Origin of the sequence: Serratia sp. AKBS12 (assembly GCF_024793895.1) — a bacterium.
Lineage (GTDB): Bacteria > Pseudomonadota > Gammaproteobacteria > Enterobacterales > Enterobacteriaceae > Serratia_F.
Map to the genome: position 1 here is coordinate 69,889 of NZ_JANUSB010000007.1, position 23,383 is coordinate 93,271.

Genomic DNA, 23,383 nt, shown 5'->3' on the forward strand with positions numbered 1-23,383 from the left:
AAATAATTAGCATGAGGGTAAGTGATGAATAACGATCTGTACTCCTCAACCATAAAAAAAATGAACTTCAGAATCATTCCTTTTATTATGATTCTTTATTTAATTGCCTATATCGACCGCTCAAATATATCGGTGGCGGCGTTGCAGATGAATGCCGATCTGGCGATGACGGCAGAAATGTACGGTATCGCTGCCGGGATATTTTATATTTCCTATATTATTTTTGAAGTGCCCAGCAATGTGATATTAACCCGCGTCGGCGCAAAGCTGTGGATAGCGCGGATTATGGTCAGCTGGGGCATCATTGCTGCCGGCATGAGCCTGGTGCAAACGCCGACGCAGCTTTACGTGATGCGTTTTCTGCTCGGCGTGGCAGAAGCCGGCTTTACGCCCGGCATTATCTATTATCTCTCCTGCTGGTACCCGCGCAGCGACCGGGCACGCGCCATGTCGTTGTTTTATATCGGCGCGGCGTTGGCGTCGGTGATTGGCCTGCCCATTTCCGGCTCGATTCTCAACTTGCACGGTTTCTTTGGCGTCGACGGCTGGCGCTGGCTGTTCCTGCTGGAGGGTATCCCGGCGTTGGTGCTGGGTATCGTGGTGTACTTCTATCTGGACGATGCGCCGGAACAGGCGCGCTGGCTGAGCGCGGAACAACGGCGCTGGCTGGCCAACCGCCTTGCTGATGAAAGCGCGCAGTCCGCCATCGGTCATCAACACGGCTGGCGCATGGCCTTGAAAAGCCGGCGCGTATGGGCGTTGAGCCTGCTGTGGCTATTGCAGGCGTTTGGCACCATCGGCATCACGCTGTTCCTGCCGCTGATCGTCAAGGGGGTCGTGACCGAGCAAAGCAATTTCATGGTCAGCGTGCTGTCTGCGGTGCCTTTCCTGTTTGCCTGCATATTCATGTATCTGAACGGCCGCCACTCCGATCTGCGCAAAGAGCGCGCCTGGCATCTCGGTTTGCCGTTGATGGCCGCCGGCGGGCTGCTGTTGCTGGCAATCTACAGCCAGAACCTGCTGCTGGCGTATGGCCTGCTGGTGCTGACCGTCGGCCTTAACTGGGCGATTACGCCGATCTTCTGGGCGGTGACCACCGAAACCGTCGCTGGCGTGGCCGGTGCCGCCTCGATTGCCCTGATCAACGCGGTGGCCAATATTGCCGGGCTGGTGTTCCCACCGGTGATGGGGCGAATAAAAGACCTGACCGACAGTTATGACAGCGCACTGATTATCGTCGCGCTGGCGTTAATTATTGGCGGTGTTATTGGCTTGAAAATAGGTCGACAAACTTCACATGCTGCCAGGCAACAACAAATAAAAGTGCTACCAGATCGATAAACCCTAGCCGGTGAAATACTACCCTACAGAGATATTTCGCCGTTATTAAAATCCGAAAAATAACGGAATGAAGATAATGGAAATAACATTGACCGCAACACCTAAAACGAAACGGCGTTACCTGACGTTATTAATGATATTCGTCACGGTCGTGATTTGTTATGTCGATCGCGCCAACCTGGCGGTGGCATCGGCGCATATTCAGGAGGAGTTTGGCATCAGCAAGGCGCAAATGGGTTATATCTTTTCCGCCTTTGCCTGGACCTATACGTTGTGCCAAATCCCCGGTGGCTGGTTCCTCGATCGGGTCGGTTCCCGGCTGACCTACTTTATCGCCATTATGGGCTGGTCGGTTGCCACGCTGTTGCAGGGCTTCGCCAACGGATTGAGCGCGCTGATTGGCCTGCGGGCCATTACCGGGCTGTTCGAGGCACCGGCCTTCCCGACCAATAATCGCATCGTGACCAGCTGGTTCCCGGAGCAGGAACGTGCCTCGGCGGTGGGTTTTTATACCTCCGGCCAATTTGTTGGCCTGGCATTCCTGACCCCGTTGCTGATTTGGGTGCAGGAAGTGCTGAGCTGGCACTGGGTGTTTATCATCACCGGTGGCGTAGGTATCGTCTGGGCGTTGGTGTGGCACCTGGTTTACCAGTCGCCGCGTAACAGTAAAGGCGTGAACCGCGCCGAGCTGGAATACATTCAGGCCGGTGGCGGCATGGTGGACGGTGATGTCGCCAGCGAGAAAAAAGCGCGCGTAACGCTGACCGCCGCCGACTGGAAGCTGGTGTTCCACCGCAAGCTGCTTGGCGTGTACCTGGGCCAGTTCGCCATTACCTCGACGCTGTGGTTTTTCCTGACCTGGTTCCCGAACTATCTGACGCAGGAAAAGCACATTGCGGCGCTGACTGCCGGCTTTATGACCACGGTGCCGTTCCTGGCGGCGTTCTTCGGCGTGCTGCTGTCCGGTTTGGTTGCCGATCGCCTGTTGCGCAGCGGCAAGTCGATCGGCTTTGCACGCAAAACGCCGATCGTCTGCGGCTTGTTATTGTCGACCTGTATCATGGGCGCCAATTATACCAACGACCCGCTGTGGATTATGGTGCTGATGGCGCTGGCATTCTTTGGCAACGGTTTCGCGTCGATCACCTGGTCGCTGGTGTCGTCGCTGGCGCCGGTGCGCCTGATTGGCCTGACCGGCGGGGTGTTTAACTTTGTCGGCGGGCTGGGCGGCATTACCGTGCCGCTGGTGGTGGGCTATCTGGCGCAGGATTACGGTTTCGCACCGTCGCTGATTTATATTTCGGTGGTGGCGTTGATCGGCGCACTTTCCTATTTGCTGCTGGTGGGTGATGTGAAACGGGTCGGCTGATCCGGTAAGATGGCGGCTCAATGCCAGCATCTGCGGGGAGCCGCCATGAGCCATCGGGAAACACAGCTGACTTTCGATCAACGGAGTCATCAGCTAACCAATATCAACGTCTGGACGCCGTGCAGTCAATGGCTGGCGTATGACGTTCGTCCAGGCGGCACCTCGTTCACCGGTTTGACGATTGAGCGAGTCAACGTGACCAGCGGCGAGACGCAGGTGATTTACCGCGCCCAGCACGGCGCGCATGTCGGCGTTGTCACCGTCAGTCCCGATGCGCCAGCGCGCTATGCGTTTATTCATGGCCCGGAACACCCGGACAGCCAGTGGCATTATGATTTTCACCATCGCCGCGGGGTGATCGTCAGCGAACCGGATCGCGAACTGGCGATCACGCTCGACGCGTTGGACATCACGGCGCCCTATACCCCTGGAGCGCTGCGCGGCGGCAGCCACGTGCACGTCTTCAGCCCCGACGGCAGTCGCCTCAGTTTCACCTATAACGACCATGTCATGCACCAGCTCGACCCGGCGCTCGATCTGCGCAACGTGGGAGTAGCGCTGCCGCTGCACGGCGTGAATCCGCCCAAACAGCATCCGCGTGAGTATGACGGCAGCCACTATTGCGTGCTGGTTAGCCAGACGACGCCGCAGCCGCGAGCGGGCAGCGACGACATCAACCGCGCTTATGAGGAAGGCTGGGTGGGGCAAAACGGCTACCTGAAAGCGGATGGTCGCCAACAGCGCTGGGCGCTGGCGTTCATCGGCGATACGCTGGCCGCCGATGGCACAAAACTGCCGGAAGTATTTATTGTCGATCTGCCGGAAAACGACGCCGATTACGCCAGAGCCGGTGCACAGCCGCTGCAAGGTAGTGAAAGCACGCTGCCGGCACCACCACTGGGGGTACGGCAACGGCGGCTGACGCAGACCGGCGATCGCCGCTATCCCGGGCTGGCAACAGCGCCGCGCCATTGGCTGCGCAGCTCGCCCGACGGCAGTCAGATTGCCTTTTTGATGAAAGATGATGCTGGCGTGGTGCAATTATGGTGCGTGTCACCCAACGGCGGCGCACCGCGGCAGATAAGCGTGGGCAAGCAGGATATTCAATCGGCGTTCAGCTGGCACCCGCAAGGCAGGCAGATTGCATTGGTGTGCGATAACAGCGTGATGCTGTGTGACGTCGCCGACGGCGGTATGCACCGCCTGACGCAGCGTAGCGAACAGCCGCCCAGCGGCGACGCGGTGGTGTTTTCGCCCGATGGTACACGTGTGGCGTTTATGCGCGAGGTGGCCGGTTTCAACCAGATATTCGTGGTCGACACCGCGCGTCACCCTGCCTGAAGCCACGCTGACGTTTTGCGTTGGCGGGTTGGGAAGAACTGCCGTGATGTAGTGGCAACTGGCGGGCCGGATGGCCCGCGTGCATCAATGGGTAACGCTGCCGGTTTGGCCTGGAGTGCCGCTGGCCGCCAGCTTTTGCTGCTCTTCGTGCAGAATGCGCTCCCTTGGCGAGTCGGCAGTTTTGTCGCTGTCGGCACGCAGGTAGTCATAAGGCAGCAATACGGTATCGACCACCGCCGAGAACGGTAAATCCAGCGCCACCAGCGGTTTCATTACCCAACCGGTTTCGTCGTCCTTCAGCATGTTCACGCTGCTGCGTGTGCCGGGGTAGTAGCCCTGATCGGGGCCGGTGTGGCTCATAATGCTGGAGCAACCGCTGGTTGCCAACAGCAGACAACTGGCTGCCATTACTTTCATTATCTTCATCATCCCATCCTGAGGGTGCTGTTCCCCTGAATTTGCTGATTTATCACATCTGGTCGATGCATCAAACGAGCAAAGCGCCGCTCTGTGGCGGTGTTCTCACTGTTCATTGTATGTGATAAAAAAAGTTTCGCCGCCTTCAATGGCCATTTTTTTGATCTTGGTCGGTTGAAAAAAAAATTGCAAACCCCATTTTAACTACAAGACCAAATTAACAGTTCGCCGTCAGGGAATTGTGGTCCCGAAGCCTGTCCATAATGGAAGGTTTATTTTCAACCTCGCTGAAGTGCCTTAGGAGGCTGTTACATGCGTAATTTCGATCTTTCTCCGTTATACCGTTCCGCTATTGGCTTTGACCGTTTATTTAACGCGTTGGAAGCCGGTCAGAATCAGACCAACGGCTATCCTCCGTATAATGTCGAGCTGGTAGAGGAAAACCATTATCGCATTGCCATTGCGGTTGCCGGGTTCGCTGAACAGGAACTGGAAATAACTTCACACGATAACATGCTGATAGTTCGCGGTGCGCATCAGGGTGAGGCGACAGAGAAAACCTTCCTGTATCAAGGCATTGCAGAACGTAACTTTGAGCGTAAATTCCAGCTGGCCGAGCACATTCAAATCAAGGGCGCCAAACTGGAAAATGGTCTGCTGTATATTGATATGGAACGCGTAATACCAGAAACGTTAAAGCCGCGGCGTATCGAAATTAAGTAAACGTTATTTGTTTCCGGCGAAATAGGCGCCGCAAACCGATCGTTGCCCGCCGACAGGGGGCAATATATGACATCTCGCTTCTTGGAAGGAGTTACTATTATGCGTAATTACGATTTATCACCATTGCTTCGTCAATGGATCGGTTTTGATAAATTAGCTAGCTCGATGGGTGGCCAGGAGCCGCAAGGTTTCCCGCCATACAATATCGAGAAAAGCGACGATAACCATTATCGTATTTCTCTGGCACTGGCCGGGTTCAAACAAAGCGAACTGGATATCGAAGTCGAAGGCCCGCGCCTGACGGTGCGCGGCAAGCCGACCCCGCCGGAAAAACCGGTGGAATATCTGCACCAAGGGCTGGTGTGCAAAGAGTTCACCCTCAGTTTTACCTTGGCGGAACACCTGAACGTTGCCGAAGCGCAATTTACCAACGGCCTGCTGCACATCGATCTGGTGCGCGACGTGCCGGAAGCTCTGCAGCCGCAGCGCATCGCCATTGGCAGTACGCCGGGCATTGAAGCCAAATAACCGGCCTAACGCAGCATGCTAATTAGCGGGGGAAGTCCAGACGGGCTTCCCCCGCCGCGTTTTGTGCAGCACCCCACAGTCCCCCCGTGCGTGTCGGTGTTAAAATCCACACAAGTTCTAATGACTTAATTCGCCCGTCTGGGCCAGCGAATCATAAACTTGTCAAGGAAGTGACCTATGAACGATATCGCCCTGACCGTCAGCATGCTGGCGCTGGTGGCCGTTCTCGGGCTGTGGATAGGCAACTGGAAGGTGTACGGCGTGGGGCTGGGCATTGGCGGGGTGCTGTTCGGCGGAATTATCGTCGGCCATTTCGCGCAACGCTGGCAGTGGGATCTGAATGGCGACATGCTGCATTTCATTCAGGAGTTTGGCCTGATCCTGTTTGTTTACACCATCGGTATTCAGGTCGGGCCAGGGTTCTTTTCGTCCCTGCGCGTCTCGGGACTGCGGCTCAACGGCTTCGCCATTCTGCTGGTGGCTATCGGTGGTCTGGTGGCGGCGCTGGTGCATAAACTGTTCGCCGTGCCGCTACCGATTATTCTTGGCGTGTTCTCCGGCGCGGTGACCAATACCCCGGCGTTGGGTGCCGGGCAGCAGATCCTGACCGATCTCGGCTCCGATCCGGCGCTGGTGGCGCGCATGGGGATGGGCTACGCGATGGCCTATCCGTTCGGCATCTGCGGCATTCTGCTGGTGATGTGGCTGATACGGCTGTTTTTCCGCATCAATATCGAACGCGAAGCACAGGCGTTCGACGCCGGTCTTGGGCAGGGGCGCGATCTGCTGCAAACCATGAACGTGGCGGTGCGTAATCCCAACTTGCAGGGCATGGCGATTGGGCAGGTACCGTTGCTGAACGGCGAGGACATCATCTGTTCGCGGCTGAAGCGCGGGAATGTATTAATGGTGCCGGCAACGCAAGAAAAGCTGGAGCTGGGCGATTTCCTGCATCTGGTCGGCAAACCCGAGCATCTGGAAAATGCCCGTCTGATCATTGGCGAACAGGTAGACGTATCGCTGTCTACGCGCGGCACCTCGCTGCAGGTGGTGCGCGCGGTGGTGACCAACGAACAGGTGCTGGGTAAGAAGATTCGCGATTTGAACCTCAAGCAGAAATACGATGTGGTGATCTCGCGGCTCAACCGTTCCGGTGTGGAACTGGTGGCCGGCAGCAACGTGTCGTTGCAATTCGGCGATATCCTTAACCTGGTTGGTCGGCCAGAGTCGATTGAGGCGGTGGCGGCGATCGTCGGTAACGCCAGACAGAAGCTGCAACAGGTACAAATGTTGCCGGTGTTTATCGGTATCGGGCTGGGGGTGTTGCTCGGATCCATTCCACTGTTCGTACCCGGCTTTCCGGCGGCATTGCGCCTGGGGCTGGCGGGCGGCCCGCTGGTGGCAGCGCTGATCCTTGGGCGTATCGGCAGCATCGGCAAACTGTATTGGTTTATGCCGCCGAGTGCCAATCTGGCGTTGCGTGAGCTGGGTATCGTGCTGTTTCTGGCGGTGGTCGGGCTGAAGTCGGGCGGCAATTTTGTCGATACTCTGCTGCACGGCGAAGGCATGGCGTGGATTGGCTATGGGGCGCTGATTACCGCCATTCCGCTGATGGTGGTCGGCGTGCTGGCCCGTACGCTGGGCAAGATGAACTACCTGACGCTGTCCGGCATGCTGGCCGGTTCAATGACCGATCCGCCGGCGCTGGCATTCGCCAATAACCTGCACCCGACCTGTGGTGCCGCGGCGTTATCCTATGCCACGGTGTACCCGCTGGCGATGTTCCTGCGCATCATGTCGCCGCAGTTGCTGGCGGTGCTGTTCTGGGCGTTATAGCGCTAACGGGCGCGTTAGCGCGCCCGTGATGGCGTTAGTTTGTTTCGTTGTGCGCGCGCTCGATCTCTTCTGCCAGAATTGCTACGCCGCGCTCAATCTTGTCAGGATCCGGCACGTAGTTCATACGCATGCATTGGTGCGTATGCGGCCATTCGTGCTCCAGCCCCGGGAAGAAATAATGCCCCGGCACCATCAGTACGCCGCGTTGTTTCAAGCGCTGGTACAGCAGTTCGGTGGTGATCGGCAGATCCTTGAACCACAGCCAGAGGAATATCGCCCCTTCCGGTTTGTGGATCAGGCAGCGCTCTTCCGGCAGATAACGGCGGATAATGCCGATGGTCTGCTCCACCCGCTGCTGGTAGAACGGGCGAATCACTTCGTTCGACAGACGCAGCAGATCGCCACGTTCAATCATCTCGGTGGCAATAGCCGGGCCGATACTGCCTGGAGACAGGCTGATGATGCCGTTCATATTGGTCAGCGCGCTGATGATTTTCTCGTCGGCAATCACGATACCGCAGCGTGAACCCGGCAGGCCTAGCTTGGACAGGCTCATGCACAGGATGATGTTCGGGTTCCACAGCGGCGTAGCGTCGCTGAAGATAATCCCCGGGAAGGGTACGCCGTAGGCGTTGTCGATCACCAGAGGGATGTCATGTTGCTGTGCCAGAACGTCGAGCTTCATCAGCTCGTCATCGGTAATGACGTTACCGGTCGGGTTGGTCGGGCGCGAAACGCAGATCATGCCAATGTCGTCGCTGATTTTCAGGTGCTCAAAATCAACGTGGTATTTAAACTGACCCTCCGGCAGCAGTTCGATGTTCGGTTTTGCCGACACGAACAGTCCTTCGTCCAGCCCGGCGTCGGCATAGCCGATATATTCTGGTGCCAACGGGAACAGCACCCGGCGGCGGCTGCCATCGGCGTAGCGGCCGGCAAACAGGTTGAATAAGTAGAAAAATGCGCTTTGGCTGCCATTTGTCAGAGCAATATTCTGTGGTTCGATCTGCCAGCCAAGTTCCTCGCTCAGCATGCCGGACAGCGCTTTGAGCAGCGCATCCTTGCCCTGGGGGCCATCGTAGTTGCACAGCGCTTCGGTCAGTTTGCCCTGTTCGAGCAGCTCCTGACACAGCTGTTTGAAGTAGCTTTCCATCTCGGGGATTTGCGCCGGATTACCGCCGCCGAGCATGATGGCTCCAGGGGTTCGCAGGCCTTCGTTCAGGTCGTCCATTAAACGGGTAATGCCCGCGTAACGGGTAAATTTGTCGCCGAAAAGTGAAAAATTCATAAATGCAGCAGTAGTGTTTTTAGCAGGTAATTCCCCACCATACCGCCAGACAATTGCCGGCGCAATGCGGCTGATAAAATAGCCATTGGGGTTAAACGTTGCCCGATGGCTAATTTTAAGCATATTCCACTGAATCACTCTGACCGATCGCCGGCCCATACCACCATCACCCGATCCTCCTGATAACGGCGGCTAAAGCTATAATAAGCGGCCGTTTGCCGTGATTGCTGCTGGCCGGCGCCGATAGCCGGATGGCGGGCGCGGAATTCGCCGAGCCGTTGCCAGTGCGCCAACAGCGGTGCGCTGGTTGCTGATAATGCCTGCCAGTTCATGTCGGAGCGGGTGCCCTGCAACGGATCGGAACCTGTGGCGCCAAATTCGCGTCCACTTTCATCGCCATAATAAATTTGCACCGCCCCCGGTGCCAGCAACAGCAGATCGGCGGCGCGCCGTTGTTGCTTCAGGTCTCCTTTGGCGTCGCTGTGGAAGAACAGGCGTGTGTCATGGGACGATAGATAGCTCAGCACGTTGAAGTCTTGCAGTTTGTCGGCCATCTGCTGATAGGTGTCATCAATATTGGCAAAGCAGCCCAGGGCCTGCGCCGCCCGATCCTGGAAGTCAAAATTGATCATCGCGTCAAACCCGTGCTGATAATAGTCGCTGTGGGTAACGCCGTGGCCCCAGGATTCACCGGTCATCCAGAATGGCGCATTATCCAGAGCCTGTTGCGGATTGGCGGCCTTCCACTGTGCCAGCGCGTCGCTGGCGCGCTGTTTCAGCAGATCAAAGGTCGCTTTTTCAACGTGCTTGGCGGTATCGACCCGGAAGCCATCGATGCCGTATTCCCGCACCCATTGGCTGAGCCAGTGGGTGAGATAGTCGCGCGGCCCGGCGCCGGCAAGGTATCTGGCGGCGGTGTCCGGTTTGTGACGGTAAAACAGCGGTAAGCCGCTGTCGCCCAGTGCTTCGGTTTTGATGTCCGGAAGAAATGCCAGCGACATGGTCAGGTCATGGTAGCCCGGAGCGTCGTAATCACCGATATCGGTGCGGATCCAGTGCTTGCCCCACCAGTTGGCCCAGCCGTTTTTGTCGCTGAAGTTAATGTAATCATTGAAACTGTGCCAGTTCTGCCCGGTAGCCGGTTGCCAGTCTCCCCAGCGTTTGCCAAGGATTTTTTCGACCTGCTCGCCCTGTAGGTAGAGTGAACCGAAGTGGAATTGCTGCATATCGGCCAGCGAGGCGTAACCGACGTGGTTGACCACCACGTCGAACAACACGCGAATGCCGCGCCGATGCGCCTGTTCTACCAGGCGGCGCAGATCCTGCTCGCTCCCCATATTGGCGTCCAGGCGGGTCCAGTCCAGCGTGTAGTAGCCGTGATAGGCGTAATGCGGGAAATCCCCTTTGCTGCCACCGCCAACCCACCCGTGGATTTGCTCCAGCGGTGAGCTGATCCACAATGCATTAACCCCCAGCCGTTGCAGATAATCCAGTTTTTGCGTCAGCCCGATCAGGTCGCCACCGTGGAAGGTGCCGATCTCCTGCATGCCGTCACTGCGCCGGCCATAGCTGTGATCGTTGTCGGGGTCGCCATTGACGAAGCGATCGGTCAGCACGAAGTACACCGTGGCATTCTGCCAGCTAAACGGCGCGGCGCGGTTGGTGGTCGCCGCTTCCAGCAGCATGATGCCGCCGCCGTTGGCGTCGGGTTGCAACGTGACCTTGCCTTGCGTAACGGTGGCGGTTTGGCCGGAGTAAAAGTCACGCACCGTTTCACCTTCGGCGAAGGTGCCGTTGACATCGACGGTCAGCGGCTTGCCGTCCCAGCGCTGACAGGTGCGGCGGGCTACCGCCGCGGGTTGTGCCGGCGCTTCGATGCCCAGTTGCAAGGTCGGCGTGCCGCTGCGGGTATCAATGCGCAGCTGGTAATTGCCATCGCGAAAGCGCCGCCAGTTTACCGGCGGCTGTTCACCGCACGGTTGCAGCGACAGCGTCTGGTTGAGTTTTACGCTGTCGGTCGGTTGCCAGCACTGGTTGTCCTGAAACAGTTGCAGTGGCTGCTGGCCCTTCTGCAACGTCGCCTGGCTGGTGAATACGCCGCTGGTGGCTTCGCTGAAGGTCGGAAAGTTTTGCAGCGTCCAGGCGGCAAAGGCCGCAGGTGACAGCAGCAAAAAGGGGAGGATCAGGCGTTTCATGGCTCTCCTTACGCGCGGTAGGAAGCGTGGTCAGACTCGGGTCGCCTTCAGTGTGCCGTGTGCAGGGAAAACCGCCTCATCCCGCAGCGGGAATTTAAGGGAGGAGGGAGCAGGGGGATAGCCGAACGTGGGCGTACGGGGCAGAACGGGCAGCCTGCCGTAGCAGGCCGCCGGGGGATTATTTTTGCAATATCTGCGGGTTTACGCAGTTTTCTTTCACCGTGCCGGTCAGGGCGGCTATCAGGTTGTCGACGGCGCATTCGGCCATACCGTAGCGGGTCTCGTGAGTCGCGGAGCCGATGTGCGGTACCGCCACCACGTTGGGCAGTTTCAACAGCGGCGAGGACACTGGCAACGGTTCCTGTTCAAACACGTCCAGGCCGGCGGCGTGGATGGTGCCGTTTTGCAGTGCTTCAATCAGCGCGGCTTCGTCCACTACCGGGCCACGGCCGGCATTGATCAGGATGCCGCTTTTCTTCATTTTTGCCAGCCGATCGCGGCCGATCAGATGGAATGTCTGATCGGTCAGCGGCAGCGTAATGCAGACAAAATCCGCTTCTGCCAGCAGGGTGTCCAGATCGCAGTAGCGTGCGCCAAAGCGTTTTTCCGCTTCATCATGCGGGCGACGGGCGTTGTAGAGGATCGGCATGCTGAAGCCAAAGTGGGCGCGCTGCGCTAGTGCCAGGCCGATGCGCCCCATGCCGATCACGCCGAGGGTTTTGTGGTGAACATCGACGCCGAACCAGTCCGGGCCGATACTGCCTTGCCATTTGCCTGCCTTGACCCGCTCGGCCAGTTCGACCACCCGGCGGGCGGTGGCCAGCACCAGCGTCATGATGGTGTCGGCCACCGTTTCGGTCAGTACGGTAGGCGTATGCATCAACACCACGTTACGGGCGTTGAGCGCATCGACGTCGAAGTTGTCATAACCAACGGAAATCGTCGACGCCGCTCGCAGCTTCGGCGCCTGTTGCAAGAATGCATCATCAATGGTTTCGCTGGCCCCGATGATCCCTTCGGCCTGTTGCAGCGCCTGCTTCAGCGCGTCACCATGCTCCGGCCCCAGGCCGTCAAAGGCATGCACGGTGAAATGCTGCTCCAGACGCTCGCGCAGCGCGGCGGGGATGCTCTTGTACAACACGATAGAAGGCTTCATTACTGACTCCAGCTGTTTTAAAAAATCTAAGTATACACACCCGGCGTCAGGCCAGTTGCGGATGGGTTTCGTTGCGTGCCGGCTTGACCACCAGCGTCAGTATTACCGCAGCCACCAGCGCAATTGCCATAAACATGTACGAGGCTGCCGGGGTGCCGGTGGCGCCGTTCAGATAGCCAACGAACCAGGAACCAAAGAACGAACCCAGTGCTCCCATACTGTTGATCAACGCCATGGCGCCGCCGGCGACGTTCTTCGGCAGCATCTCTGGAATAATCGCAAAGAACGGGCCGTAGGGGGCGTACATTGCCGCACCGGCAATCACCAGTAGCGCGTAGGAAATCCAGAAGTGATTGGCACCCACCGCGTAAGAACCAAAGAAGGCCAGTGCGCCGATCAACAGCAGCGGCCAGACGAACAGTTTGCGGTTTTGCATTTTATCCGAGGCCCACGACACCACGATCATCGCAATGGTTGCCGCCAGATAAGGCACCGCCGACAGCCAGCCGGCTTCAACCATACCCATTTCCATGCCGCTGCGCAGAATCGATGGCAACCACAGTACGAAGCCGTACACGCCGATGCTCCAGGCGAAGTACTGCATGCACAGCAGGATCACGTTGCGTGAGCGGAAGGCTTCGCCGTAGTTGCGTACCGCCTTGATGCCCTTTTGCTCCTCCGCCAGCTGGTCTTGCAGCGCCTGCTTTTCTTCGGCGTTCAACCAGCCGACCTGCGACGGTTTATCTTTTACCAGCACCCACCAGCAGAACGCCCACAGCACCGCCGGTATCCCTTCGATGATGAACATTTCCCGCCAGCCGAAGGCATGGATCAGATAGCCGGACACCACCGACATCCACAGTACCGTCACCGGGTTACCGAGGATCAGGAAGGTGTTGGCGCGTGAGCGTTCGGATTTGGTAAACCAGTTGCTGATGTAGATCAGCATCGCCGGCATCACCGCAGCTTCTACCACGCCCAGAATGAAGCGGATCGCCGCCAGCATCGGGATATTGCTGACCACGCCGGTCAGTGAGGCACAGCCGCCCCACAGGATCAGGCACCAGAAAATCAGTTTCTTGACGCTGCGGCGTTCGGCATAAATGGCGCCAGGGATCTGAAAGAAGAAGTACCCCAGGAAAAACAGTGCGCCCAGCAGCGACGACATGCCTTTGGTGATGCCGAGATCGTCATTGATGCCGGCGGCCGAGGCAAAGCTGAAGTTGGCACGGTCAAGATAGGCCAGGCTGTAGGTGATAAACACGATGGGCATGATGTACCACCAGCGTTTAGCCGCAACGGTTGCTTTATTCATGTTCATAATCCTCAGTGGTGTCGAGTGCTCTTCCGCTGCCGTCTGGTTGTAGGGCCAGAGGGGATTGCAGTCAGGAGGGCATAAAACGTGTCGGGCTGAAAATGAGCCGTTTGTTATTCCGCCAGCGCTGCGCGGCTTGGCAGCCCTTCGCTGTCGCCAATGGCCTGGATTGCCAGCGAGCCGATTTTATTGCCGCGCTGCACCGCCTGTTTCAGCGTTTTGCCTTCCAGCAGGGCGCTGAGGGTCCCGACGGCGAAACCGTCTCCCGCACCAACGGTATCCACCACGTTGCTGACTTTAATTGCCGGCACCGCCGCCTGGTCACCGGCGGCGGTTTTAAACCAGGCGCCGTCCGGGCCGGTTTTAATGATCACCGCCTGTACGCCGCGTTCCAGATAGAAATCGGCGATGCCTTCCGGCGTTGACTGGCCGGTCAGGATTTGCCCTTCCTTCAGACCTGGCAGCACCCAGTCGGCTGCGAACGCCAGTTTGTTAAGCTGTTCGATCATTACCTGCTGGCTGGACCACAGCACCGGACGCAGGTTGGGATCAAACGAAATGGTCTTGCCCATGGCGCGCATTTCACGTGCGGCAAAATGGCTCAGCTCCAGCGACTGGCCGGACAACGCGGCCGCGACGCCGCTGAGGTGCAAATGACGCGCAGCGCCGAAGTAATCGCGATCGAAATCGGCGGTGGAAAGGTGGCTGGCTGCCGAGCCTTTGCGGAAGTACTCCACGATGGGATCGGTTCCATCGGTGGTTTTAGATTTGATTTGAAAGCCGGTCGGGTAGTGGCCGTCAACCGTTACCTGCTGATAGTTGATGCCTTCCTTTTGCAGCTGTTGCAGCGTAAAGCGACCGAACGCGTCGTTACCGACGCGGCTAACCCAGCCAACGTTCAGGCCGAGACGCGCCAGACCGATTGCCACGTTCAGCTCCGCGCCGGCGATACGTTTGGTGAAGTGCTCCACCGCGGCCAGATCGCCAGTTTCCGCTGCGACGAACATTGCCATCGCCTCGCCCAATGTCACCACGTCCAGCGCGGCGTTGCGTTCCGCTGTTCCTGTCGTCATGTACTTTACTCCGCGCGTAAAAGATTAACGTAGTGCCGGGTTACCGCCTCCAGCGAATCGCCCTGCAACGGGAATTCGATGCCACGCGGTACGTCCTGTGGCAGGCGAGCCAGCAGCGTACGCCAGCTGCCATCGGTATCGTCCAGGGCGACCGCACGCCAGCCGCGTGGGCCTTGGGTTGCCGCCTTGACGTGTACATAGCCAACGTGACGCGCCAGCCGCTCTGCGGCGGTCAGCGGATCCTGGCCAACCCAGTGCCAGTTGGCCATATCAAAGGTCATGCTAACCGGCAAACGGTTGTCTTCGGCGGCGTGGAAGAAGGCGTTCAACAGCGACAGGATGCCGCAATCGGCGGTCTGGTCGTTTTCCACCACCAGCTTCACCGGATGCTGTTCCAGCGCCACTTTCAGTTCGGTAAAGTCAAAGCCAGGCTGGTAATGGCCAAGGGACAGCTTGAGCTGACGGGCCTTCAGCATCTGCGCTTCCGCCAGCAGCGCCGGCAGGTTGGGATTTAACTGATGTTGCGGGGTGAACAGCGCCTCAGGGGCGGAGTAAACGGCGAACAGCTGCTGCCGTTCAATGGCTTGCGCCAGTTGCGGCAGTGCGTCCAGCTCATCCGGGGTAAACAATTCGCGGCGGATCTCCACGCCGTCGGCGCCTGCTTCGGCAATCATCGCCAGCAAGGCAGCCTGGCCGCCACGTTGGCGGACGGTATCCGTGCCGTAGGCTCCGGTCACGATCACGATCTCTTTTTTCATTTTTGCTCCTGAGGTGGTGAAATCTCCACCGCTGCTGTTACAAGCACGTTAAATGGAACCGGTTCCATATTAAAGCGAGAGAATGTAAAAATATGATCGCAATCACGTCAATGAGCAAAAAATAGCCTCTTTCCACGCGCGGCAAGGCGTGCCACCAGCCGCCACAGCGGGAGAGCTGCGTCCGCCTGACGGCATTGTCGGGGTCAGCGGGTGGTGGAGCCGCGCACGATTAACTCGCCGGGAAAAGCCTGTTCGTTAATTGGCGCATCCATGCCCTGAATGCGTTGTACCAGCTGTTCCAGCGCCGCATGCCCCATCTGATAGGTGGGCTGTTTCAGGGTGGTAATGCCAACGCCGGCCAGTTCGGCCCAGTCCAGTTCGTCGAAGCCGAGCAGGCCAATGTCGCTGCCCCAGTGAATACCGAGCCGACGCATGGCGCGTGCGACCTGTAGCGTCAACGCGCCGTTGGCCGTCATTACCGCCTTGCGCATGCCTCGGTGCCGTTTATTGAAGTCGTCCAGCGCCTGCTCGAGGCGTTGAGCATCGTTTAGCGGGGTTTCCGCCTGTTCAGCCACCAGATCGGCATGCGCCGACATCACCTGACGAAACGCATCCAGGCGTTCTAGACGGGTATTGACCGATCCGATGGGTTCACTGAGAAAGATAATCGCTTCAAAGCCCTGCTGCAGCAGGTGTTCGGTGGCGACGGTGGCGGCTTCGCGGTTATCCAGCCCCACCACGTCACAGGCGAAATCGGGGATTTTGCGGTCGATCAGCACCATCGGCAACTGGGACTGTTGCAGCGTCGACAGGGCTTCTTCCCGCATGCCGACGGCATTGACCACGATCCCTTCTACCCGATAACTGCTAAGCAGTTGCAGATAGTGTTGTTCCTGATTGACTTCGTTATTGGTGTTACACACCAGCAGGGTGAAACCGTGCTGACGACAGGCGGCTTCAATGCCGCGCATCACGTCGACGGAATAGGGATTGGTAATATCGGCGATGATCAGGCCGATAAGCCGGGTCTGGCCGCCCTTCAGGCTGCGCGCCATCTGGCTTGGGCGATAGTCCAACTGTTGAATGGCCTGCTCGATACGCTGTTTGAGATGGTCGGAAAGCAGATGCTGTTCACCATTCAAATAGCGTGACACGCTGGTCTTGCCGGTTTTCGCGGTCCTGGCAACGTCACTGATGGTGGCGCGCCCGGAAGCACGCAAGGCTTTCACACTGCTCACAGCCAGTCTCCCTTGATGTTCACTGTCAGGGAGACTACCACACCGGAGGCGTGGCGTGGCAAGGCAAGTTTGGTCACCGGTGGGCATTTACCGGGGAACGGGGTTCCCCGGTAGCAGGGCTTACTGCAACGGGCTGAGCGTAATTTCTACGCGGCGGTTCTGCGCCTTGCCTTCGGTGGTGCTGTTGGAGGCAATCGGATTGTCCGGGCCGGCACCCTGGGTACGGATGCGGTTGGCCGCCACGCCCTGGGTAATCAAGGCGCTGGCGACGCCGTCGGCGCGTTGTTGCGACAGCGTCATGTTGTGCGCGCGCGCGCCGGTGCTGTCGGTGTAGCCGACCACGTTGACCGCGGTTTTCGGATATTCTTTCAATACCATCGCCACGCCGGTCAGGGTGTTGGCGCCGGCGGGTTTCAACGTGCTGCTGTCGGTATCAAAGGTCACGTTGTTCGGCATATTCAGCACGATGTTGTCGCCCTGACGGGTAACGCTGACGCCGGTGCCCCGCATTTTGTCGCGCAGTTTCGCTTCCTGCACGTCCATGTAGTAACCTGCGCCGCCGCCCAGCGCCGCGCCGGCGGCGGCGCCAATCAACGCGCCTTTGCCGCGGTCTTTTTTGGAGGAGGACAGCACGCCGATGCCGGCACCGAGCGCAGCGCCCAGGCCAGCGCCAATGCCGGATTTGCCGGCTTCAGATTCCCCGGTGTAAGGGTTGGTGGTACAGGCCGACAGGGCCATGGTCATTGCCACGGCACCGGCAATAATCGCAATGCGTTTTTTCATGTTTTTTCCTTTTATGCATCAAATCTGTGCGCGACATTCCAATCAGGGAAGCGCTAAAAACCGTCTTCGGGCCAGTAACCGCGCTGAAAACAGCCGTTTCGAGCGCTAATATGACGCGTTTTGCGCTCGGCAGTTCCGAAAAAAAGGTGACAAATTATATTGCTTCCGCTTTTCGGCAGCGCCAGTTATCCGGCAAAAGGCGCCATATGGCTATGCAGCGGATTCCGAAAACCGTTCTGGCCATGGTGGGAAGCGCAACGTTGCTTCATGGTGAGGGGGATGCGCCGGCCGACCAGTGCATGATCAGGGTATAAGCGGCGGTTTCCTGGTTATACAGGCGTTCTACCGGCTGAAAGCCGTATTTGCGATAAAAAGCGCAGGCGCGCAGGTTTTGCTGATAGACCTCCAGCACCAGCCAGCGATAGTGCTGTTGCACGTAGGTCATCAGCGCCCGACCGACGCCCTGGCCTTGGCTGGCGTGTTCCACAAACAGTGCGCCGAGGTAACGCTGGTCTAGCACGCTGATGAAACCGACGATGCGTCCAGCCCGTTGGTAAACCCAGGTTTGCGCTCGCGGCAGGTAACTGTCGCGTACCTGTTGCGCACTTTGTTGCCAGTAATCTGCATTGATAAACGGGTGGGCGAAGGTGGTACTGGCTTGCCACAGCGCCATCAGCTCTTCGAGATCGCTGTCCCGACTGGGGCGGATGAAGCCGCTTGCGGCTTTGGGTAGCAGAAACAGCCGGTGAGGTGATCGTTCACCAGGCCGCTGGCCTGCATAAAGGCATAGCAGATGGTGGAACCGATAAATTTAAACCCGCGTTTCTTCAACGCCTTGGACATGGCGTCGGAGGTTTCGGTCTTTGCCGGCACCTGACTCAACTGTTGCCACTGGTTCAACTGCGGCTGGCCGTCGACAAAACGCCAGATAAACTCGACGAAGTCTTCGCCTGCCTCCTGCATCGCCAGCAGGGCGCGGGCGTTGGCGATGATGGCTTCGATTTTACCGCGATGGCGGATGATGCCGGCATCCTGCAACAGCGTTTCCACCTGCTGTTCGGTCATGGCGGCGACGCGCTGGGGATCGAAGTTATGGAAGGCACGGCGATAGTTTTCGCGCTTTTTCAGCACGGTGATCCAGGACAGCCCCGCCTGTTGCCCTTCCAGACACAGCATTTCGAACAGTTCACGCGTGTCGGTAGTCGGCGTACCCCATTCTTGATCGTGATACTCCAGGTACAACGGATCGGCTGTCACCCAACCGCAACGGAGGTTTGTCATACTGTCGGCCCTTATGCTGGGTATATTTACAGTTATCATTGCCGTAAAAGCGACATTTGGCAAGCCACTGATTATTTTATCTTCTCCCGACTTGACGTGGGCACAAAGCAGACAATATTTATTACAGTGCCGTTTAAAAAATGGTCAATGGCAACCAGGCGGTTTTCTTCAGTTTGCAGGCTCTCAGGAGTCGATTCATGCCTCTAAAAATAATACGTGCTGCCCAACCGGCGGCGCTGGCGGTGGCTTTAGCCTTTTGTCTGGCTTTGCCGGCAATGGCATACGATCGGGTTTACGTGTTTGGCGACAGTCTGAGCGATAGCGGCAACAACGGGCGCTTCACCTACGACGGCAGTCAGCATCTGCTGTATGACGAAGCGCTGGCGCAGCGTATCGGCCAGGCGCTGTTGGCATCGGACAACGGCGGCGACAACTATGCGGCCGGTGGCGGCGTGGCGGTGCCGGCGCTCAACCCGACGGACAATACCCAGGATCAGCTGCAGCGCTATCTTGCCCGCGTCAACGGCCAGGCCGACGGCGACGGGCTTTATATTCACTGGATCGGCGGCAACGATCTGGCGGCTGCGGCGCTGAACCCGACGTCTGCCGCCAGTGTCAGCTACCACAGCGCGGCGGCGGCGGCGATGCAGGTGCGATCGCTGCTGGATGCCGGCGCGGGCACGGTAATTGTGCCGACGGTGCCGAACATCGGCTCTACGCCGCAGTTGATGGAACTGATCGTGCAACAGGCGCTGGCACCGGTACAGGCGGCGGCGTTGCAGGCGGCGTATGCCACCCTCAATGCGCTGGCTACGCCAGACGGCGTAGCGCGTCAGCAGGCTATTCATCAAGCCTTGAGCGCGGCGGCGGCGCAAGGCAGCAACAACCCGCAGGTGCAGCAGGTGATTGCCGCGCAGCTGATCGCCGCGTATGACAGTCTGAGCGCGCAGGCCGGTCAATTGACCGATTTTTACAACAGCAGTGAAGACCGCTTACTGGCGCAGGGTGGCGGCAATATCGTGCGCGTTGACGTCAATAAGCTGTTTGGCGAAGCCATCGCCAATCCGCAGCAGTTCGGTTTCACCAACACCGCCGGCATGGCCTGTCCGGCCGGCGTGTCGTCAGCCGTGTGCACTGGCGCGACGCCGGGATTTGATAACCGCCAGTCGTTCCTGTTTGCCGATCATTTCCACCCAAGCCCGCAGGCGCATCTGCTGATCGCCGATTACATTCAAGCGGTGCTGGACGGCCCGGCGCAGGTGGTGGCGCTGAATCAGGCGACGGCGGCGATGGCACGTGACAGCCGTGCCACTCTCGACGGTCGCTTGCAGCAGTTGCGCAGCGGTGATAATCCGACGGGCGCGCTGGGGGTGTTTGGCGGCTATGCCGGTCAGCATTATGACTATGCCGACAACGCGGCGGCCGGTGACGGCAATGCCACCACGCATAACCTGACGGTTGGCGTTGATTACCAATTGACCGACGGCTGGCTGATTGGCGCGCTGATTGCCGGTTCTAACGACGATCAGCAGCCGTCGAGCCGCTATGAATACCAGGCGCGTGGGCTGCTGTTTTCCGCCTTTACCGCCTTGGAGCTGTTCGAACATGGCTGGATAAACGCCGATCTGCACTTCGCGAAGCTGGACTACGATGACATTCGCCGCAGTATGCGGCTGGGGGGGCTGACGCGCAGCGAAACCGGCTCCACCTCAGGCAGACAATGGGGGGCCCGGCTGACTACCGGCTATGATCTGCCGTTGACGTCTTACCTGACCACCGGGCCGATGGCGCAGTTCGCCTGGGATTACAGCAACGTGTCCGGTTACAGCGAAGACGGTAACGACAGCACCGCCATGCGCTTTGACGATCAAACCTACCATTCGCAAATCGGCGCGCTCGGCTGGCGGCTGGACAGCAATTTTGGCGTGTTCAACCCGTACGCCGAAATCAGCTATCAGCATCAGTTTGGCGATGACGTCTACCGGGCTGGCGGCGGGCTGAAATCAACCCAGACATCGTTTACCCGTGATGCAGCCGGACAGGATAAAAACTGGGTCGACGTTACCGTCGGTGCCAACCTGCCGTTGGGCGATCGGGTCGCGGCGTTCGCTACCGTTTCGCAAACCGGCGGTCTGAGCAGCGGCGAGCAGTTTATGTACAACGTCGGCGTCAGCGCGCGGTTTTGATCGGTGACAGTCAACGGAGGCTTCCGCCTCCGTATCTCCTCGCCACCATGGCGTTAGGCCAGGTAACGCGCCGCGTTGTGGGGCGCCTCGACGGCGACAATCTTTTTCTCCGGTTGCAGCAGGGTCATGCACAACATGCTGCAAAAGGAGACGCTGGCGGTAGCGAAGAACATCGCACCATAACCGTGATGTTGCGCCAGCCAGCCGCTGAGCATGGGTGCGCCGATCGACGCCAGATTGGCGACGGCCAGCGTCATGCCGCTGTAGGCGCCCACCGACGCTTTCGGCGTCACGTCAATGACCACTGACCAATAGACATTGTTCACCAGCGCGTTGAGCGCGTTGCCCAGCGTCATTAGCAGAATGATGGCGGCCGGGCTATGCATGAACGGGATCAGCAAAAAGCAGCAGGCGGTTAGCAGCAGCGTCACCGCCGCAAACAGGTTGCGCGCCAGCCGTAAATTGCCAAAGCGTCGCAGCAGCCCATCGGCAATGCGACCACCGAGCAGCACGGTGAAACAGGCACCGCTCCATGGGATCATCGCCACATACCACAACGAGTGCAGATCGTAGTTAAAGGTGTCTTGCAGGTATTTCGGCCCCCAGGTCACCAATACGAAGGTGACGTACAAGAAGGAAAAATACCCCAGCGCATTGAATACCAGGGTGCGGTTGGTAAAAAATGTCCACCAGGGCAAACGCGTATGTTGCCCGTCATCTGCTTGCTGATCGGCGCCGATGACCGCCAGTTCGTCGGCGTTAACCAGCGGGTGCTGTTGAGGCGTGTCGGTAAACACCCGGGCAAACAGCACAATGGCGATCAGCGAGAACAGCCCGAGCAGGATAAACATGCTGCGCCAGTCATCGGTCAGCAGCAGCAACCCCACCGCCAGCGGTGCGGTTAGCAGCGATCCCACCTGGGTACTCAACAGGCCGATGCCCAGCGCGAAGCCGCGCTCTTTACGCGGCGCCCAGTGCGCGATGGTTTTGTTCATCAGCGCGTAGGCCGGGCCTTCGGCAAATCCGAACATGATGCGCAACGCGGCAAAGCCGATGATCGCCGAGCCGCCGAACAGCGCGACCCCCAGCTCACCGGCCCAGGCGGTGGCGATTTCCAATAATGACCACAGCGCGCCCGCCAGTAGCCACACTTTCCTGGTGCCGACGCGATCGGCCAGAAAACCGCCGCACAACGAGCCAAACAGGTAGCCGAAGCCAAAATAGCCCAATACTGCGCCCAACTGTGCTTTGTCGAAGTTAAACTCGCGGGAAATGTCGTTGGCGGCGAACGACAGCGCGCCGCGATCGACGTAGTTAATCAGTGCGATAAAGAACACCATGGCGAAAATCCGGTAACGATAACGGCTGTCTGTCTGCATGCGCCAATCTCCTGACCATTATTGATATCGGAGTGGAGCAAGATCGGTGCCAGCTTCTCGAACCGGGCGGCCGTAGGGATTTGCCGTCGGCGGGGGTGGGCAACAGGCGTATCCAACGCCCGGCTGCCCCAGCATGGTGCGAAATGCGGGCTTTTTGCACGTTGATGAAAACGGATACCGGATTCTGGCTGTATATCTTACGGTCAACGGGTATACTGGCGCATTCCAATTAAATCCACTTGTATCGCGTGCGAATCCAACATGCAAAAGTTTGATACCAAGACCTTTCAGGGCCTGATCCTGACACTGCAAGATTATTGGGCGCGCCAGGGCTGCACCATTGTCCAACCGCTGGACATGGAAGTCGGCGCGGGAACCTCTCACCCGATGACCTGCCTGCGTGCGCTTGGCCCAGAGCCAATGGCCACCGCCTATGTGCAGCCGTCCCGCCGCCCGACCGACGGCCGCTACGGTGAAAACCCGAACCGCCTGCAACACTATTACCAATTCCAGGTGGTGATTAAGCCATCGCCGGAAAACATTCAGGAACTGTACCTGGGCTCGCTGAAAGAGCTGGGGCTGGATCCGACCATTCACGATATCCGCTTCGTTGAAGACAACTGGGAAAACCCGACGCTCGGCGCCTGGGGACTCGGCTGGGAAGTGTGGCTGAACGGCATGGAAGTGACGCAGTTCACCTACTTCCAGCAGGTTGGTGGCCTGGAATGCAAGCCGGTGACCGGCGAAATCACCTACGGTCTGGAGCGTCTGGCGATGTATATCCAGGGCGTGGACAGCGTTTACGATCTGGTGTGGAGCAACGGCCCGCTCGGTATCACCACTTACGGTGACGTGTTCCATCAGAACGAAGTCGAGCAGTCGACCTATAACTTCGAATACGCTGACGTTGACTTCCTGTTCACCTGCTTCGAGCATTACGAAAAAGAAGCGCAACAGCTGCTGGCGCTGGAAAAACCGCTGCCGCTGCCGGCTTACGAGCGCATTCTGAAAGCTGCCCACACCTTCAACCTGCTGGATGCCCGCAAGGCGATTTCGGTCACCGAACGCCAGCGCTATATCTTGCGTATTCGCACGTTGACCAAAGCCGTTGCCGAAGCCTACTACGCTTCTCGCGAAGCGCTGGGCTTCCCGATGTGTAAAAAGAACGAGAATTAA

At 58.5% G+C, this 23,383-nt stretch carries 20 protein-coding genes; 8 read left to right on the forward strand and 12 right to left on the reverse strand.

Features of this window, described 5'->3' with window-relative positions:
* Positions 1-24: 24 nt before the first annotated feature.
* The 3 genes from NYE85_RS04940 (at position 25) to NYE85_RS04950 (ending at position 4,051) form a co-directional block, all read left to right on the forward strand.
* The gene (locus NYE85_RS04940; protein ID WP_259003466.1) at positions 25-1,341 is read left to right on the forward strand and encodes an MFS transporter; all 1,317 of its coding nucleotides are present in this window, start codon (positions 25-27) and stop codon (positions 1,339-1,341) included.
* Between the two features lie 76 nt (positions 1,342-1,417).
* Entirely contained in the window at positions 1,418-2,710 is a 1,293-nt protein-coding gene (locus NYE85_RS04945; protein ID WP_259003467.1) for an MFS transporter, read from the forward strand.
* A 45-nt stretch (positions 2,711-2,755) separates the two neighbouring features.
* Positions 2,756-4,051, forward strand: coding sequence for a DUF3748 domain-containing protein (locus NYE85_RS04950; protein ID WP_259003468.1), 1,296 nt, complete (start codon positions 2,756-2,758; stop codon positions 4,049-4,051).
* A gap of 84 nt (positions 4,052-4,135) precedes the next feature.
* Here NYE85_RS04950 and NYE85_RS04955 read toward each other — a convergent pair whose 3' ends face one another.
* Positions 4,136-4,477, reverse strand: coding sequence for a YceK/YidQ family lipoprotein (locus NYE85_RS04955; protein ID WP_259003470.1), 342 nt, complete (start codon positions 4,475-4,477; stop codon positions 4,136-4,138).
* Positions 4,478-4,780: 303 nt separating this feature from the next.
* Between NYE85_RS04955 and ibpA the strand changes: the two genes are divergently transcribed.
* The 3 genes from ibpA to NYE85_RS04970 all read left to right on the forward strand — a co-directional run bounded on the left by ibpA (position 4,781) and on the right by NYE85_RS04970 (position 7,555).
* The gene (gene ibpA, locus NYE85_RS04960; protein ID WP_259003471.1) at positions 4,781-5,191 is read left to right on the forward strand and encodes a small heat shock chaperone IbpA; all 411 of its coding nucleotides are present in this window, start codon (positions 4,781-4,783) and stop codon (positions 5,189-5,191) included.
* Between the two features lie 99 nt (positions 5,192-5,290).
* Positions 5,291-5,719: a small heat shock chaperone IbpB gene (ibpB, locus tag NYE85_RS04965; protein ID WP_039991482.1), complete on the forward strand. Its 429-nt coding sequence runs from the start codon at positions 5,291-5,293 to the stop codon at positions 5,717-5,719.
* A 177-nt stretch (positions 5,720-5,896) separates the two neighbouring features.
* Positions 5,897-7,555 carry a putative transporter gene (locus tag NYE85_RS04970; protein WP_259003473.1) on the forward strand — a complete coding sequence of 553 codons (1,659 nt, stop codon included), beginning with the start codon at positions 5,897-5,899 and terminating at the stop codon, positions 7,553-7,555.
* Positions 7,556-7,589: 34 nt separating this feature from the next.
* Here the strand turns inward: NYE85_RS04970 and NYE85_RS04975 are convergent, their stop codons facing one another.
* The 10 genes from NYE85_RS04975 to NYE85_RS05020 form a co-directional block, all read right to left on the reverse strand.
* Positions 7,590-8,843: a valine--pyruvate transaminase gene (locus tag NYE85_RS04975; RefSeq protein WP_259003474.1), complete on the reverse strand. Its 1,254-nt coding sequence runs from the start codon at positions 8,841-8,843 to the stop codon at positions 7,590-7,592.
* Between the two features lie 134 nt (positions 8,844-8,977).
* Entirely contained in the window at positions 8,978-11,038 is a 2,061-nt protein-coding gene (locus NYE85_RS04980) for an alpha-amylase (protein WP_259003475.1), read from the reverse strand.
* Positions 11,039-11,216: 178 nt separating this feature from the next.
* The gene (gene ghrB, locus NYE85_RS04985) at positions 11,217-12,194 is read right to left on the reverse strand and encodes a glyoxylate/hydroxypyruvate reductase GhrB (RefSeq protein WP_259003476.1); all 978 of its coding nucleotides are present in this window, start codon (positions 12,192-12,194) and stop codon (positions 11,217-11,219) included.
* A 46-nt stretch (positions 12,195-12,240) separates the two neighbouring features.
* The gene (locus tag NYE85_RS04990) at positions 12,241-13,509 is read right to left on the reverse strand and encodes an MFS transporter (RefSeq protein ID WP_259003477.1); all 1,269 of its coding nucleotides are present in this window, start codon (positions 13,507-13,509) and stop codon (positions 12,241-12,243) included.
* Between the two features lie 113 nt (positions 13,510-13,622).
* On the reverse strand, positions 13,623-14,582 hold the full coding sequence (locus tag NYE85_RS04995) for a sugar kinase (RefSeq protein WP_259003479.1): 960 nt from the start codon (positions 14,580-14,582) through the stop codon (positions 13,623-13,625).
* 5 nt (positions 14,583-14,587) lie between these two features.
* Positions 14,588-15,340, reverse strand: coding sequence for a sugar phosphate isomerase/epimerase (locus NYE85_RS05000; RefSeq protein ID WP_259003481.1), 753 nt, complete (start codon positions 15,338-15,340; stop codon positions 14,588-14,590).
* Between the two features lie 203 nt (positions 15,341-15,543).
* Positions 15,544-16,578 (reverse strand): LacI family DNA-binding transcriptional regulator, encoded by a 1,035-nt coding sequence (locus NYE85_RS05005; protein ID WP_259003482.1) that lies wholly within the window; start codon positions 16,576-16,578, stop codon positions 15,544-15,546.
* A 120-nt stretch (positions 16,579-16,698) separates the two neighbouring features.
* Positions 16,699-17,361: an OmpA family lipoprotein gene (locus tag NYE85_RS05010; protein ID WP_004957041.1), complete on the reverse strand. Its 663-nt coding sequence runs from the start codon at positions 17,359-17,361 to the stop codon at positions 16,699-16,701.
* Between the two features lie 265 nt (positions 17,362-17,626).
* The gene (locus NYE85_RS05015; protein WP_259003483.1) at positions 17,627-18,034 is read right to left on the reverse strand and encodes an N-acetyltransferase; all 408 of its coding nucleotides are present in this window, start codon (positions 18,032-18,034) and stop codon (positions 17,627-17,629) included.
* Positions 18,034-18,642, reverse strand: a complete 609-nt coding sequence (locus NYE85_RS05020) for a DNA-3-methyladenine glycosylase I (protein ID WP_259003484.1) — start codon at positions 18,640-18,642, stop codon at positions 18,034-18,036. Before NYE85_RS05020 ends, NYE85_RS05015 begins: the two co-directional genes overlap by 1 nt.
* Before the next feature lie 197 nt (positions 18,643-18,839).
* Between NYE85_RS05020 and NYE85_RS05025 the strand changes: the two genes are divergently transcribed.
* Positions 18,840-20,828 carry an autotransporter outer membrane beta-barrel domain-containing protein gene (locus NYE85_RS05025; protein ID WP_259003485.1) on the forward strand — a complete coding sequence of 663 codons (1,989 nt, stop codon included), beginning with the start codon at positions 18,840-18,842 and terminating at the stop codon, positions 20,826-20,828.
* Between the two features lie 53 nt (positions 20,829-20,881).
* Here NYE85_RS05025 and NYE85_RS05030 read toward each other — a convergent pair whose 3' ends face one another.
* Entirely contained in the window at positions 20,882-22,207 is a 1,326-nt protein-coding gene (locus tag NYE85_RS05030) for an MFS transporter (RefSeq protein ID WP_259003487.1), read from the reverse strand.
* A gap of 261 nt (positions 22,208-22,468) precedes the next feature.
* Here NYE85_RS05030 and glyQ point away from each other — a divergent pair, with 261 nt between their 5' ends.
* Complete coding sequence (gene glyQ, locus NYE85_RS05035; protein ID WP_004957056.1) at positions 22,469-23,383, forward strand: glycine--tRNA ligase subunit alpha; 915 nt, start codon at positions 22,469-22,471, stop codon at positions 23,381-23,383.